We start from the raw sequence: 15469 nt of genomic DNA, 5'->3' as shown, positions 1-15469 counted from the left end.
TGCAGCGGCACCGAACAGAACGACCACCAGTTCCTGACCACCTTCAACACCATCACCACCACCGCACCGGACTCGAACCTCTCCGATCCCGCCCCGCCCATTGGCAGGCCCATGGATCCCCAGGTGCCCCGCGTGCCCGAGGTGCCGGCTTCCCCGGAGCCCTCGGGCACCGGCGACCCCTCCGGGGTGGTACCCGGGGGGCCCTTGGTGTCCGGGGAGCCCTTGGCGCCGCGGTTGTCCGCCGAGCCCATGGATCCCCAGTTGCCCCGGGCGCCCGTTTCACCGGCCCCCTAACTTGATCTTTATCGTCCGACGTCGAACGGTGCGTCGAACTTGATCACTCGGGTCCGGTATCCGCCGTACACGGAAGCGGCCTTCGTCTTGAACATGTGCTCCGACCAAGGAACACACATCGTCAGAACGAAGGCCGTGGGGATGAGTCTGCCGCATCGCGACACACGCCGAGAAGCGCAGGAACAATTGTCATGCTTCCGGGACGAGTTCCACTCCTGTCTCACCGCTCGTTCGGATGCGTTGTCCGAGCTGGCTGATGCTGTTCCGTGCGGCGAAGGGCCGGTCAGGTCACTGCCCGAGCTGTCACTGGTCAGCGAACACCGCCGAGACCATGGCGGCCTCTGCTCAGCCCTCGCTCGCGGCCGGGTCGATGCCGGCCGGCTGCGGCGGGTCCCGGCCTCGGTGCCACTGCCACGGGCCGTCGACGGCCGGCTGGTCCTGGCCGTCGACATCACCTGCTGGCTGCGCCCCGATGCCCACACCTCACCGCAACTGATCCTGTGTCACACCGACGGCCGGGCAAAGACCAGCACATTCCGGTTCCCGGCTGGCCCTACTCGATCATCTGCGCACTCGAGCCCGGCCGCGGCTGGCGCCCGGGGACGACACCGCCGAAGGCGACCAGAAGATCCTCATCATCGCTGACGCCGGCTACGACGCACCGCCTCGCATCCCTGCTCAGGGACCTGCCGGTGCAGGTGCCGGCCCGTATGCGCTCGGACCGTGTCCTGCGGCGGGCCGTCCCGCTCCGGCAGCCTCACACCCAGGGCCGACCGCCCGTGTGGGACGTCAGCGCCGACGAGGCGGAGGCGTACCGTGCCCACTGGTCCATGGCCGCGTCGTCGCCCTTGGTAGGGACCAGCCCGTTCGGGAACCCTCAGGTCTCGCAGAGGTCAAGTCAATCTACGATTCCGAGCAATACCGAGTACCACCCACTGCACTTACCGACACCACAACGGGCACGAAAGGGAACCGACACTGCTGAAGAGGTCCGAGCCTCGGGAGGTCTCCTCCATGCTCCAGCCCGGGGAACACCTCATCATGAACCATCGCCTCTTCCTTCGCGGTCGGCAGGCGCTCCACAGTGGTCAGGGGTGTCCCCGTCGTTGATCGAGGGCTGCTCCTCTAGCTTGATCGCCGGGCGCCACCGACGGTGAACCTGGTCTGTGACGACACCGTATGCCGCACCGCGGGGCGGCATACGGGCCATGCCGGTCGTCTGCCCGGCTCCGGAGCGGAGCCGGCGCCGCACCACTGGGGACGTCAGTTCGCAAGGTGCCAGTCACCCTCGCGCACCACAAGTACGCCGAGTGATTCGGGCTGGAGGCCGGAGTGATCCTGAGCCGTGTTGCGGATCGGCCCGGACACTCCGTCGAAGCCGAGTGTCTCGATGGTGTCGCGCAGCTTCGGGCCGTCCGTGGTCCCAGCCTTGGCGATGGCGTTGCGCAGCATCAGGGCGGCATCCGCCCCGAAGGAGGCGAATCCGGAGTAGCTCTGGTACTTGTCGGTGTACCGGGCCACCCATTCCTTCTGGGCACGGACGGTCTTGTCTTGCGAGGTCACGTCGCCGATCGCCAGAACCCGGGGGAACACCATGTGGATGCCCTCTGCGGCTCCCTGAGCGCCCTTGACGAAGAGTTCCGCGCCGGCGCCGGCATCCAGATAGACGCCTCCGTCGAATTCCGCGTCCCGCAGGTTCTTGGCGATGATCCCGGCCGCCGGCATGACCGCCCACACGACCACGACGTCGGGACGTCCGGCGACCAGGCGCTTCGCCTGGACACTCATGTCCTTGTCTTCCTGGCCGAACTGCTGGGTGCCGGTCACCTCGATGCCGGCCTTCTTGGCCTGGGCCAGCACCGCGGCGCGGCCCTCCTGCCCATAGGGATTGTCGACGTTGAGCAGGCCGATGCTCTTCACTCCCTTCTTCTTCAGTTCGGCGAGCAGAACCCCGGCGTCCTGAGCCGGATTGGGCGAGATCTTGAAGGTGTACCGCCGTTCCGCCACCGGGCTGGTGATCGCCGTCGCCGAGGCCAGGGAGATCAGCGGTACCTTGCGCTTCTCCACAATGGTGGTGACCGGAACGGTGCACGCCGAGCAGCCGCCTGTGATCACTGCCGCGACGTGGTCATTGTTGATCAGGTCGTTGACATTGGTGATGTTCTGCGCGGGCTTTGTCTGGTTGTCCTTGACGATCAGCCTCAGCTTGCGTCCGCCCAGCACGCCGCCCTGCTTGTTGATCAAGCCCACTTGGAGTTCCAGGGCCTTCTCGTACGCGGTGCCGATGCTCTGTGTGGGCCCGGACAGCTCCAAGCTGGCGCCGATCATGATGTCGGCCTCCTTCCCCTGCCCGCTGCCCGTCGGGTCGTCCGTCTCCGGCGACGCGCAGCTGGTGAGCCCCAAGGCACCGACAACAACCGCCGCGGTCAGCGCCAACGAGGTACGTGTCCGGATCACTGTGTCTCTCTTTTCTGTGTACGAGCGGTCGCGGCGGGGGCAGGGCCGTCCTGCCGCAGAGCCGACCGCTTCCTGAGTACCGCCGACGCGCCGCCCACCCCTCTGGGCAGGAACAGCAGGACGGCGATCAGAGCGATCCCGTAGACGATGATGTCGAAATTCCCGGTAGCGGACGGGAACACCTGCGGGATCAAGTCCTTGGACGCCTCGGAGAGCGTGATGATCACCAGAGCGCCGAGCGGTGCGCCCCACGGAGTGCGCAGTCCACCGACCGAGGCGATGACCAGCAACTGCACCGAGTTGAGGAGTCCCGCCTGACCGGGGTCCATGAAGGACGACCAATGGGCGTACAGACTGCCCGCGATCGAGGCGAGCCCGGCCGCAAGCGCGAACACGCCACGGCGCAGGGTGGCGGCCGAGACACCGGCCGCCTCCGTCGCCACGGGGCTGTCGCCCAGCGCGCTCAACGCATCGCCCGCGGGCGACCGCAACAGCGCGTCCACGGCCAGCACGGCGAACAGCAGCACACCGGCCACCAGGTAGTAGATCGAGAGATCCGTGTCCAGTTCCACCCCGAACGGTGCCAGCGACGGGATCCCCGAGAGGCCGTTGGATGCGCCGGTCAGCGGCAGTTGGTTGGCCAGGGAACTGACCACCAGACCGAACGACAGGGTCGCCAGGGCCAGGTACTGGCCCTGTGCCCGGAAGATGAACAACCCCACGGCGTACGCCACCCCCATGGCCAGGGCGGCCCCGGCAAGCAACGCGAGCAGGGCGTTGACCTGCCATCTGCCGGTGAGGACGGCAGAGGTGTACCCGCCCACGGCGAAGAAGGCGGCCTGCCCGAGGGAGATCTGCCCGGCACGGCCGACGAGGGGTACCAGCCCCAAGGCCGCTGTGGCCTGAAGAGACATCAGCACGGCCACCGACATCGTGTAGAAGGGCACCCTCGTGAAGACGGCGGGCACGGCCAGCAGCAGCACGACGAAGGCCGCGTACCCGGCCGCACGGGAACCGAGCAGAGCGCGCGCCCTGTGCGACGTGTTCATACCCGCACCACCGGCGACCGGCGCAGCAGCCCGGTGGGCCGCAGCAGCAGCACCACGAGCAGCAGCCCGTAGGTGAGCGTGTCCTTGTACTCGCTGCTGAGGTATCCGGTGGCGTACGCCTCGACCAGTCCGACCAGCAGCCCGCCGGCCACGGCTCCCGCCGGGGAGACGAGTCCGCCGATCACTGCCGCGGTGAAACCCTTGAGACCGAAGGGAATGCCCACTGACGCGTCCGGCGGTTGCAGAGGAGCCAGGAACACTCCCGCCAGAGCGCCCAGCGCCGCGGCCCAGGTGAACGCCAGCAGGCTCATCCGGGCCGGCGAGACGCCCATGAGCCGGACCGTCTCGGGGTCCATGGCCGTGGCGCGCATCGCGGTACCCCACAAAGTCCTGGTGAGGAACGCCCACATCAGCACCACCGCCGCCGCGGTGGCGACCCCGCACCACAGGTATTGCCGGGGCACATGGGCGCCGAACACGTCGAAGGCGTCTCCCGGGGAGAACGGCGGGACAAAGTGGGAGTCCGCGCCGAAGGCGAGCAGCGCCGCGCCCTGAAGAGTCACCGAGGCGCCGATCGTCAGGATGATCAGCCGTTCGCTGTCGGCGCCCCGTGCCCTTCTGATGACGACGAGGTCCAGCAGACCACCGATCGCGGCGGTGGAAGCGATCGCGGTCAAGGCCGCCGCCCACAGCGGCGTGCCCGCCTCGTGCAGCACGGCGGAACCGAGCCCGCCGAGCATGACGAAGTCGCCCTGCGCGAAGTTGATCACGCCGGTGACCTGGTACACCAGGGCTACCCCGAGTCCGACCAGGGCATAGGTGGTGCCGGTCCCGAGTCCGGAGAGCGTGAAGTCGAAGAACTGCGACATGCGGGCCTACCGGGTTCCGATCCTGAGTGTGGGCGGGGCGGGTACGTTCATCCGGCGGGCCCTCCGAGGTAGGCCCGAAGAACCCTGGGATCCTTACGCAGGTGGTCCACGGGTCCCGAGGCCACGAGATCGCCCCGCTCCATGAGGTAACCGCGGTGTGCCACTTGGAACGCGACGCTCGCGCTCTGCTCGACCAGGACCAACGTGGTGCCGCGCCCGGCCAGTTCCACAAGGGCGTCGGTCACCAGCCGGACCGCCTGCGGGGCAAGTCCCAGCGACGGTTCGTCCAGCAGCATCAGTTTCGGACGGCTCATCAGCCCGCGGCCGATCGCCACCATCTGCTGCTCGCCGCCCGACAGGGTACCGGCGGGCTGTCGCTGACGGCCGGCGAGCGCGGGAAAGAGGTCGTACACCGCGTTGAGCCCCGGCGTGGCCGCCGCCCGCCCCGCCGCGTAACCACCCAGCCGCAGGTTCTCCTCGACGGTGAGCCCGGCGAACACGTGCCGGCCCTCAGGGACGAGCACCAGACCTGCTCGGGCCCGCCGCTCCGCAGACCAGTGGGTAACGTCCGTGCCGTCGAACTCGACGGTGCCCTGCCACGGGTGGGACAGCCCCGCGAGGGTACGCAGCAGCGTCGACTTGCCCGCGCCGTTGGGTCCGATCACGGTCACGGCCTGCCCGGCGTCCACCGCGACGTCCACGCCGTGCAGGGCCTCGATCCGGCCGTATCCGGACACCAGCCCGGTGCCCCGCAGCAGTTCGGTCACCTCTCCTCGCCCAGGTAGGCGGCGCGCACAGCGGGATCGGCGGCGATCCGCTCGGGTGTGCCGTCCGCCAGTAGTCGGCCGTGGTCCAGTACCACCACCCGGTCCGACACCGAGAGGACTCCGGCGACGTCGTGCTCGACCAGCAGTACGGTCACGCCTTCGGCAGCGATGTCGGTGAACAGTGATGTCAGATCGGCACTCTCCGCGCGGGCGAGACCCGCGAGGGGTTCGTCCAGGAGCAGGAGTGCGGGGTCTCCCGCCAAAGCCCTGGCGATCTCCACCCGGCGCTGAAGTCCGTAGGCGAGACTGTCCGCGGAGAGATGTGCGTACTGGGCCATCCCCACTCTTTCGAGCAGTTCGTGGGCCGTGCGGCGCTCGGCGGCGATCCGGCGCCTTGCGGAGGCCAGACCCAGAACGTGCCCCAGAGACAGGCTCATGCTTCGGGCCGTTCGCGGCAGCATGACGTTCTGCAGCACGGTCAGCGAGCCGAAGATCTGCAGGTTCTGGAAGGTCCTGGTCACACCGAGGCGGGCGGTACGCACTGGGCCGACGCCTGTGATGTCGTGACCGTTGACGCGGATGGTGCCCGATGTCAGCGGCGTCACCCCGGACAGTGCGTTCAACAAGGTTGTCTTTCCGGCACCGTTGGGTCCGATCAGTCCGATCACACCGCCGCTGGAGTGCGAGAGCGTGAAGTCCTCCATGGCCGTCACCCCGCCGTAGCGCACCGTGGCTCTGGACACTTCGACTGCCGTGGTCACCGGCCGCCTCGGCCGACGCGTATGACTGACACTTCTCTCCTCCACCTTGTCCGACCGGCGGCTGAAGCGCTGACGGTCGAAGAGTTCACGACGCCACGCGACACCCGCGGAAGGTACGGGTACCGACGCGCAACCGGCGTGTCGAGTACAGCTGTTGAAAAGGAAGACAGCTTCGGTACCTCGGTTGTGACAGCTTTTCCATGACATGCCGTCGCCGTCCTGCCGTCGTGCTCCCCGGCGCGGGGGAGCCGGGAGCCTGGGACGTCGGCGGCCGCGGCCCTCGGTGCACGAGCTCCCGCTGTCGGAGCGGATGCCGGGTACGTCTTCGCCGGTACGACCACTGCCCCGGAAGCCGGCCGGTTGCTTCACGCAAGGAAGCCGCGTTGCTGCGGCCTTCGGTCAGAAGCTCCTGGAAGTGCGGTCGTCGCGGACGCGGCGGCGTGCAGGGCTTCGAAGTGTCCGTGTACCGCACCCGGTCGGAATGACGCAGGGACTGACCAAATGAACGATCTGGTCAGTATGATCGGACGCATGAACAAGAACGAGCAGAAGCGGGCCCTTGTCGTGGGCATGGGCATCAGCGGGATGGCCACGGCGAGTCGACTGCGTCGGGCCGGCTGGACGCCCGTGATCGTCGAGCGTGCCCCCGCCAGGCGCATGGGTGGATACTTCGTCGCACTGTTCGGCGCCGGTCTCGTGTCTGCACGTCGTCTGGGCGTCCTGGAACACCTGCACGACCGCAAGTCACTGATACGCGGGGTGGACATCGACCGAAAGGGCAGGCAACGACCGGGCATCTCGTACACGGAAATGCCCGGGGAACCCTGGCTGTTACTGCGCAGCGACGTCGAAAGGGCCGCGTTCGCAGTGCTGGCCGATCAAGCGGAGGTGCGGTATTCCACCGTACCGACCGCCATCGAGCAGGACGCGGACGGCGTGGACGTGACGCTGCGGAACACGGCTACAGACACATGCACAACCGAACGCTTCGACCTGGTCGTGGGTGCCGACGGCATCCGCTCCACGGTCCGGTCCCTGGTGTTCGGCCCGCACGAACAGCACATCGAGCGCATGGGTTACATGATCGCCGCGTTCGAGTACTCCGGCACCCCGGCCGGGCTGACTCCCGGACTGGGGGCGACTCTGCTGGAACCGGACCGGTCCATGTGGGTCTACGCGTTCACCGACCACGATCCCACCATCCTGCTCAGCTACCGCACGGACGACGTGGACGCAGAGCTATCCCGGCCGGTGGCCGAAAGCGTGCGCGCCGCGTTCGGTGAGGGACGGCCCCACATCCTCGAAGACGTCCTGGACGCACTGGAAGCGAGCGACACCGTGCTGTTCGACTCGGCCGAGCAGGTACGGATGACCACATGGCACAAGGGCCGGGTCGTCCTGCTCGGTGACTCCGCCTGGTGTGTGACCCTCTATGCCGGCATGGGAGTCTCGGCGGCACTGGCGGGTGCCGACCTGCTCGGCACCCTGCTGGAGCGTCAGCCCGACGACCTGGAATCAGCTCTCACCGCCTGGGAGCGGGGATTGCGGCCCTACATCAGCTACTACCAGGTGAACGCGTTCAAGGACCGTGGGTTCTTTGTAGCGAACAACCGCCTGCAGCTCATGTTGCGTCGGGTCATGCCCGCGCTGGGACGGACACGGCTGGGCAGGCGCCTGATCGATAGAATGTTCCACGTCGACGGGGTCGTGAAGTACAAGAGCGCGGACATCCTGAAGGAGGTCCTGGGCGACCCGCCTTACCGGTACGAGGAGCCGAACCTTGCCCGATCCGTCCGAAAACCTCCCACCCAAGGCGGCACGTATCCTGGCAGCCGCGGGTGAGCTCCTGCTCGCACGCGGCAGCAAGGGCGTGACCATCGCCGATGTGGCCCGCAAGGGCCATATCGGGAAAGGCACTGTCTACCTGTACTGGAAGACCAAGGAAGACCTGCTGCTCGACCTCCTGTGCCGCGACTTCCTCGCTCTGGCGGACGAGGTGATCAGCGCGGTCGCCGCCAACCACGAGCTGATTCGTCCCTCGCGCCTGTGTCCGAACCTGCTCCACGTGGCAGCCGCACATCCATACGTCCTGGCGGTACGGAGCAACGACGCAGAACTGTTGGGCGTCCTGACGGACGACGCCCGCTCCGCCACACTGCTCGACGCTCTCGGACCCGACGCCATGGTGCGTCGGATACTGCCGATCTGGCGCACCTACGACCTGGCCAGGACCGACTGGTCGGTCGCGGACCAGGCGTTGGCGGTCGACTCCCTCTTCTCGGGATTCATGATGGTGACGGGTGGCTGTTGCGCGCGGCAGGTCGAAGACCCCGACCGCGTGTTCGCCGCGGCCTTCACGGCACTCCTCGGCCCGGAGAGGGCCGCGCCCGCACAGGTCAAGGCCGCAGCCGCGGAGGCCGTCCGGGCTCTCGGCGAACAGTCCGCAGTCGTCAGGGGTCTCCTCTCCCAGCCCGCCGCGAACACCGCTTGACTACGGACGTCTCCGACTGGTCCCCATGCTCCGGGCGTCCCCGCCGACCGACGTGCAGCCTCAGGTCCGCCGGAGACGCCCCGAGTCATGGGGTCGTCAAAGAGCCGGGCAGGGCATCCGTCAGAAGATCTCAGAGCGTGGCGACATCACCTCAGGAGCGCGCCAACCCGGGACCCACTGCACAACACATACGTTCGGGGTGCGTCGGGCGACGGTGCTGGTCGCAGCCAACAACAAGCGGCGGCGCCCCGCGCTCACACCACGCCGTGGCGCAACGAACGATCTACCGCTTCCACAGGTTCCGACAACCAGCGCAGCCAGTCCGGGTGAATCCGCCACTGTGTTGTCCGTTCCCCGCCGACGCAACGGCTGGCTGATCAGCGTCCTGACACCGTGTGGCACTCCGTGGCAAGGTCGGGAGATCACCGGTCGTATGAGAGGGAATCCGTGGACACGCGAGTCCTTGGGGGCGCCGCGCAAGCCTCGTCGGAGCGACGAGCGCGGTGTTTCGCAATCGTCGCGGTACACGGTTGGTCTGATTCCGGAAGCGAACAGTGCAGGCAGACGCCCGTCGGGGTGTCCCAGTCGAGCATCTTGCGTGAGGGGCCGTTGAGTGCTGAGCAGCCCCGCCGCAGCGGGACTGCGCCGCACGACTGCTCGGTCGCCGCCGGCAGATGGTGCCATGCATGTCCGCAGTCGCCTGTAGGCCTCGCGGCGGTGAGTGTCAGCAACGGCGGACACGGAAACGAGGATGCGGAACACCATGTCCGGCCGGCCGTTCACAAGCGGCTGTGCGGTCTTCGGCGAGCAGCGTGGCCTGCCGTGCGTCCGGCGCACGTCAGCAACCGGGGCCCGACGGAGAGGTGCGGATCACACCGTCTAAATGCGAATCTCAGATGCAAGAATGCTACGGTGATCTCGTGAGGCTGACCAGATACACGGATCTCGCACTCCGGGCAGTGATGCGGCTGGCCGTCCTGGACGGTGACCAGCTGGTCACCACGCGGCAGATCGCCGAGTCCATGAACGTGCCGTACACACATATGACCAAAGCCGTGGCGGAGTTGCAGCACCTCGGGGTGATCGAGGCGCGGCGTGGACGCAACGGCGGACTGTCGCTGACCGCCGCGGGCCGGGACACCGGCGTCGGCGAACTGATCAGGACACTGGAGAACGACCGCGAGGTCGTCGTGTGCGAGGGCGACACCCCATGTCCCCTCTCCGGCGCTTGCCGTCTGCGTAACGCGCTGCGGCAGGCACAGATGGCCTTCTACGCCTCGCTCGACACCGTGACCGTGGCGGACCTGGTGAAGTCACCGACCGGGCCCGTGTTGCTCACCCTCGGCGCCGCACCCGCCGGCTGATCAAGAGGGGCACCCCCTCTCCCGCAGGGCTGCCGGCGCCAGGGCCGGGCACAGCCTTGAATATGCATGCTGTTATTCGAAACATCGAACACAGGAGTGTGACTGATGCTGTCTGCGCAGTCGGTCCCCATCGTCCGGGCGACGCTTCCCGCCGTGGGAGCCTCCCTCACCACGATCACCGATCGCTTCTATCAGCGACTGTTCGCAGAACGCCCCGAGCTGCTGCTCAACCTCTTCAACCGTACGAACCAGGTCAACGGCTCGCAACGGGAGGCACTGGCCGGAGCGGTTGCCGCCTTCGCCACGCTCCTGGTCGAACGGCCCGACGAACGTCCGGACGCCATCCTGTCCCGCATCGCCAACAAGCACGTTTCCCTCGGCATCACCGCCGACAGCTACCCGCTGGTCGGCCGTCACCTGCTGGCCGCCGTCGCGGAGGTGCTGGGCGACGCCGTCACGCCCGAGGTGGCCGCCGCCTGGGACGAGGTGTACTGGTTGATGGCCAACGCGCTGATCGCCGCCGAAGCCCGCCTCTACGCCGCCGCCGGCGTCGCCGACGGCGACGTCTGGCGCAAGATGGTCGTCACCGAGCGCCACGAGCAGTCCCCCGACGCGGTCTCGCTGGTCCTGAGCCCCGCAGACGGTGGGCCCACCCGGCCCTTCAAGCCGGGGCAGTACGTCAGCGTCCGGGTGGAACTGCCCGACGGCGCACATCAGATCCGGCAGTACAGCCTCTCCACCGCTCCCGGCCGCGACACCTGGCGGATCACCGTTAAGCGCGAACGCTCCGCCGACGGGACCGTCCCCGACGGAGAGGTCTCCTCCTGGCTGCACGCGAACGCGAAGGAGGGGTACGTCCTCGACGTGTCACTGCCCGCCGGCGACCTGATCCTGCCCGAGGCCGACACGCCGCTCGTGCTCGCCTCCGCCGGCATCGGCATCACCCCCATGCTCTCCATGCTGGACCACCTCGGCCGGACCGACGCCACGCGCCCCGTCACCGTGCTCCACGCCGACCGCAGCCCGCATCACCACATCCACCGCGCCGAGCAGGCGCAGTTGGTCGACCGGATACCCGGCGCTGACCTGCACCTGTGGTACGAGAACGACGCACACCACGTCGCGGGCCCCCAGGTCTACGCCGGGCGCACCGCCCTGGACGAGCTGAACCTCACCGGCGACACCACCGCCTACCTCTGCGGCCCGCTGCCCTTCATGCGCGCGGTGCGGGGCCAGTTGCTGGCCAAGGGGCTGCACCCGTCCGCCATCCACTACGAGGTCTTCGGCCCCGATCTCTGGCTCAGCAAGTAGGCCATGTACGGCCGACGTCGCCCCCGTCTTCTTCGCGATTCCGCAAGAGGGCCGCCGGCCCCCGGGCCCGGCATGACTGGTCCCCCTGTCGCACGGATGAGCTGGGGGCGGTGTCACCGCGTGCGGGGGTGCCCTCGCCAGATACCGGGCAGCTCACGGGTGGCAGGTCTCGATGACGTGGATGCGTGCGAATGGCCCCGCCGCCGAGGCCGACGCAGTCTCGGCGCAAGCGGGGCCACAGTGATCGTATCGACGGGTCGGGCGTCTTCCTCGGCCTGGACGTCGGCAAGGGGAACCACCACGATTCCTCACCATCTTGGTGATCGTCGACCGGTCCGCCCCCGCGCGCAGCGCACCAGTTCGACGGTTTCCTGCGATGAGGAACAGCGCCGCCGAGGCCAGCTGCCAGATCCCGCTGTCGGCTTCAGCGCCGGATCAGAGGCTTCCACCGAGCGCGGGGGCGGCGACCCTCTCTCCCACTTGAACGCGGCCAGGGTGCCGAGCGCCCAGCCGCACGCGGCTGGGCGCTCGGCACCACCAGTTCGTCCGCCGCGATCGGCCAGCCGGCGCTGCCTCCAGCGCGCGAAGACGACCGAGGCCAAGCTGCGGGTCAGCCCAGGCCCCGCTGCGTGGAGGATGCGGCGTCGGCGCCTGCCCTCATTGGGTCTCCGCAGGCACCTCTTGCAGCACCCACTCGTTTCCGTCCGGGTCGTTGAACGTGGCGTACGAGCGGTATTTGAGCCGTTGGGGATGGGGGCCGCTGCGCCGGGTTTCGTCAGTGCAACGGTGGAACATGTCGCAGGTGTCGTGGAATATCTCACCCGTCTTGACGCCCCGCTCACGGAGTTGCAGGCACGCCCTTTCGATGTCGGTCACGACGAGGTGGAGTCCCCGGACCGTGCCAGGCTGGGCTGTTGTCACCCCGGTTCCGAAAAGAATGGAACACGGAGATCCCGGGGGCGTCATGTGTACCACTCGATATGATTCGTCGCTGGTGTGGTCCCCGTCCAGACGGAACCCCACCGCCTGATAGAAGGCCTTGGCGCGATCGACGTCGGAGACGGGGAGGACGACCAGCTCCAGCCTGAACTCCAAGGAGGTCCCGCTGCCTTCAGCGGCGACCGCAGCCGATTCGGTGCGCGCCGGGCTCTCCACCTCCTGGATCTCCACCCTGTAGTCGTAAAGCTCGGGGCTGGGCCCGTGCGTGGTGACCGTCCAACCGCCCACCACACGCCAGGCTGCGTCACGTCCCCGCAGAGGCTCCCCTTCCGGTGCGGAGGCTGCACGCAGCTCGGCCTCCAGTTCCTGGTGCCGCTCGCGCGGCACGTGCAGTTCCAGGGCGAAGTGGCGTAGGGGACGACCACCGGCGGCGGGGGTGAAGGACGGCAGCTCCACGGCCGGAACCTCGCGGAGCGCGCTGAGCAAAGTGACGTGCACTGTCGTCATGACCACATCTCTTCCTGACGTCTTTGCTCAGGATGACCGGATGAGACCAAGGTCCGTGACAGGCTGCACGTGGTCCGATTGCCCTGTCGGGCGACGCGGCACTGGCCTGCGCTGCAACGTGTGCCTGTCTCATCCGGGAAGCTGCACTGGTCCACTTGGCGCAGACGCCACCAGGCAACAGCCCGACGCAGCCACTACCGACGACGGACCGCCAACGAGTCTGCTGGGTAGATCACGAAACCGTACTGGAGTATTAGGACGGCGCATCAGCCTGGGCAGCGGCAATCGCCGCATTGAGTGGCTCCGCCTCGACGACCATTCCCACGGGGCCGACGGGATTGACGTATATCCCGTGTCGCTCGACGATCTGAGCCATGACATCGGCCATGGGAAGAGTACGCGAGCGCAGTCCGTTGAGCGTCCGGACGTAGGCATCGGATGTGAAGACAGGGACGACGGGGAAATTGTCCACCGTTTGGGTGGACAGCGGCAATTCGTCGGGGGTCAGCAAAATTCTGACATGGGCAGTGGCCAGGAGGCGGATCAGGTTTTCGACGGGCCCGTAGCCGGTGGCAGCGAGTTGCAGGGCTTCGTCAATGCTGTCCGTCGGGTCCGGCCAGCCCAAAGCGGCCGGTGAGGGGCGGTATTCGGCATTATCCCTCCATTCCTCGATCTCGCCTTCCACACCCGACCGCCATTCGCCCATCACAGCCCACGCGGGTGGAGTCCCATGGCCCTGCCAAGTAGGGTCGACCATGCCGAACCAGTGATCTGGTGCCATTCGCGCCGCCTCCCGGATCTCCGCTGGAACACCCGGGTAGGAGCTGTGCTGATCAGCGGTATCGTTCTTCACTTGGGACTCCTTTGTCGAGCCCGGGCGCCAGCGCGCCCTCGTTGTGTTTGAGCAGGTCTGCCGGCATCGAGACGGCCGGCGTGGGGGCTCTGTGTCATAGGACTACCTGGCTTCGTCCCGCCCGTCCCGGCGGTTGTCACGCTGGTGCCCGCCATGCCGTTCGGATCGAGGAGCATGACCTGCCTGGTGCCGGGATGTGGAAGGGCGCGAGGCTCCGGTATCCGGGGGCGCCGGGTCAGTCCTGCGGGCAGGAGGAGCCGTGCGGAACTCGGCCGCCGCCTGCTGTGCGAGCGAGATGGCCCCTTGGTGGGGCTGTGGGTGACGGCGGTCTGCGTGAAGTTGTACGGCAACCGCGTAGACGACGTTGGAATACAGGTCCTGGTAAGCGCGCGCGTTCGCCGGCATCGGGCTGTGCTGCCCTGGGGGCGGCACGTGGTGACCGGCCACGATTTGCGCGGCCGTCTCCACCAGTTTCTGCTGGTCGGGTAGGTCGCGCAGCGTGCGTCGGGCGGAGGAGAAGGTGGCCCGCCACCGCTCTGCGACCGCGGGGTCCACCAGCGGATACGTTTGCGTCCCGTCACCTTCGTTGCCCCGGCCGACAGACCTGCTGGTCCTGTCAAGATCCATCCGCTCGAGCTGATCCGTCACGGACTGCGCCGACGGCCGGGGTACGGCCGGTGTCTGTGTCGTGGGCACACGGTCGGCAGACCGCTGGACGGAGCGTCGGCCGGGCGGACCGCTCGGGCCGGCGGGCCCGGCGTTGAAGGCCAGGGGTTCGAAGTCTTCGTCCTCGTCGCTCTCGTCGTTGTCGCGCAGTGTGGGGGCGTGCAGGGTGATCGTTGCCCGTCGCAACAGGCTGGAGCGGTCTCTGCCCGTGTCCAGCGCGCTCTGAGGCAGGTCTTCGCCGCGACTGAGTGTCACTGTCACGACATCGTCGAGGCGCCCCTCGCCGAGTCGGTGACGCAAGCTTTGTTGCAACCACGCGGTCACTGCCTCCGCACGCTCTTGTCCGGTGTCGATGCCGTCGCTGTCCCCTCGGCGTCCCGATGCGTAACCGACAATAGTGATCACGGGCTTTTGTTTCGGGTCGGTGCCGGCTCGCCGCGCGGCGTCGGCGGCCCTCGACGCGAAGCGTTCGATCAGTCGCTGCTGGTCGGCGGGCATCTTCACGCCGCCTTGATGGAACGACACCTCCGTTTCTTGGCCGAGGCGCGGCTGCACCGTTATGAACTCACCCGTGGCGCCGCTGGGAGTCATACTGATCCATGGACGTGGCGGGGACTGGTAGTCCTCGATATAAATCTTTCCGGCGGCGGCGTAGACGGGTCTTTCCAGATGGTCTGCCACTTGCTGCGCAAGGCCGTCGTCGTAGGCGCCCGCATTGCAGGCGATCATCACGAGGCCGGCATCGGGGTTCTGGGCCATCAACCTCTGGAAACTCGGACGGCGTCGGACTATAGCGCCGAGGTCCGCGCCATACACTCGATATTCTCCCCCTTGAGTGTCATGCACTCTTGCTTGAGCTCCGTGTGAGTGCACCCCTATGAAGTAGTTGCCTTCTGACCAGGGTACCGGCACGGTATCGGGAAGGCTTTGGGTAACCCGCGTGTAGGTGGAAGTACTTGTCCACGGAGGGAAACCTTTGATCCAGTTCGGGTCGCGGGTCTCAGGGAAATAGGTGCGGCCAACTGGCCTTCCGTGTTGATCGAGCATTGCTTGCGAGTAGAGGTGACGCCGATGCGCGCCACTGCTGTGACTGACAGGTGTGGGACGCTCCGGAGCATTATTCGAGCCGGGGCCCGTGGAC

Annotated in this window: 12 protein-coding genes and 1 pseudogene; 5 read left to right on the top strand and 8 right to left on the bottom strand. The window is 67.6% G+C overall.

The window, feature by feature from the left end; genetic code table 11:
• Positions 1-435: 435 nt before the first annotated feature.
• Positions 436-1073 (top strand): annotated as a pseudogene (locus tag IE294_RS34475) (transposase); the annotation flags it as partial.
• Between the two features lie 484 nt (positions 1074-1557).
• Here IE294_RS34475 and IE294_RS34470 read toward each other — a convergent pair.
• From IE294_RS34470 to IE294_RS34450, 5 genes are read right to left on the bottom strand one after another with little or no spacing between them, the layout of a single operon-like run.
• The gene (locus tag IE294_RS34470; protein ID WP_229917587.1) at positions 1558-2730 is read right to left on the bottom strand and encodes an ABC transporter substrate-binding protein; all 1173 of its coding nucleotides are present in this window, start codon (positions 2728-2730) and stop codon (positions 1558-1560) included.
• Positions 2731-2747: 17 nt separating this feature from the next.
• Entirely contained in the window at positions 2748-3800 is a 1053-nt protein-coding gene (locus tag IE294_RS34465; protein ID WP_189892718.1) for a branched-chain amino acid ABC transporter permease, read from the bottom strand.
• The gene (locus tag IE294_RS34460; RefSeq protein ID WP_189892717.1) at positions 3797-4669 is read right to left on the bottom strand and encodes a branched-chain amino acid ABC transporter permease; all 873 of its coding nucleotides are present in this window, start codon (positions 4667-4669) and stop codon (positions 3797-3799) included. The genes IE294_RS34465 and IE294_RS34460 overlap by 4 nt, the downstream gene beginning before the upstream one ends.
• Positions 4670-4716: 47 nt before the next feature.
• Positions 4717-5436, bottom strand: coding sequence for an ABC transporter ATP-binding protein (locus IE294_RS34455; protein WP_189892715.1), 720 nt, complete (start codon positions 5434-5436; stop codon positions 4717-4719).
• Positions 5433-6140 carry an ABC transporter ATP-binding protein gene (locus tag IE294_RS34450; RefSeq protein WP_229917584.1) on the bottom strand — a complete coding sequence of 236 codons (708 nt, stop codon included), beginning with the start codon at positions 6138-6140 and terminating at the stop codon, positions 5433-5435. The genes IE294_RS34455 and IE294_RS34450 overlap by 4 nt, the downstream gene beginning before the upstream one ends.
• A gap of 588 nt (positions 6141-6728) precedes the next feature.
• Here IE294_RS34450 and IE294_RS34445 point away from each other — a divergent pair.
• The 4 genes from IE294_RS34445 (at position 6729) to IE294_RS34430 (ending at position 11363) form a co-directional block, all read left to right on the top strand.
• Entirely contained in the window at positions 6729-8039 is a 1311-nt protein-coding gene (locus IE294_RS34445) for an FAD-dependent monooxygenase (protein WP_229917582.1), read from the top strand.
• The gene (locus tag IE294_RS34440; protein WP_189892713.1) at positions 7978-8688 is read left to right on the top strand and encodes a TetR family transcriptional regulator; all 711 of its coding nucleotides are present in this window, start codon (positions 7978-7980) and stop codon (positions 8686-8688) included. The genes IE294_RS34445 and IE294_RS34440 overlap by 62 nt, the downstream gene beginning before the upstream one ends.
• Before the next feature lie 920 nt (positions 8689-9608).
• Positions 9609-10052, top strand: a complete 444-nt coding sequence (locus IE294_RS34435; protein ID WP_189892711.1) for an RrF2 family transcriptional regulator — start codon at positions 9609-9611, stop codon at positions 10050-10052.
• A gap of 105 nt (positions 10053-10157) precedes the next feature.
• Positions 10158-11363 (top strand): globin domain-containing protein, encoded by a 1206-nt coding sequence (locus tag IE294_RS34430; protein ID WP_189892709.1) that lies wholly within the window; start codon positions 10158-10160, stop codon positions 11361-11363.
• Between the two features lie 657 nt (positions 11364-12020).
• Here IE294_RS34430 and IE294_RS34425 read toward each other — a convergent pair.
• From IE294_RS34425 to IE294_RS34415, 3 genes are all read right to left on the bottom strand, one after another.
• Positions 12021-12458, bottom strand: a complete 438-nt coding sequence (locus IE294_RS34425; RefSeq protein ID WP_189892729.1) for a VOC family protein — start codon at positions 12456-12458, stop codon at positions 12021-12023.
• A 604-nt stretch (positions 12459-13062) separates the two neighbouring features.
• Positions 13063-13662 (bottom strand): type VII secretion system-associated protein, encoded by a 600-nt coding sequence (locus IE294_RS34420; RefSeq protein ID WP_229917580.1) that lies wholly within the window; start codon positions 13660-13662, stop codon positions 13063-13065.
• A gap of 102 nt (positions 13663-13764) precedes the next feature.
• On the bottom strand, positions 13765-15375 hold the full coding sequence (locus tag IE294_RS34415; protein ID WP_494487337.1) for a DUF8616 domain-containing protein: 1611 nt from the start codon (positions 15373-15375) through the stop codon (positions 13765-13767).
• Positions 15376-15469: the final 94 nt, after the last annotated feature.

The sequence above is a fragment of the Streptomyces canarius genome (assembly GCF_014650735.1).
In the GTDB taxonomy this organism is placed as follows: Bacteria; Actinomycetota; Actinomycetes; order Streptomycetales; family Streptomycetaceae; genus Streptomyces; species Streptomyces olivaceoviridis.
The sequence above is the reverse complement of the archived record's forward strand: the minus strand, read 5'-3'. Positions and strand labels throughout refer to the sequence as shown.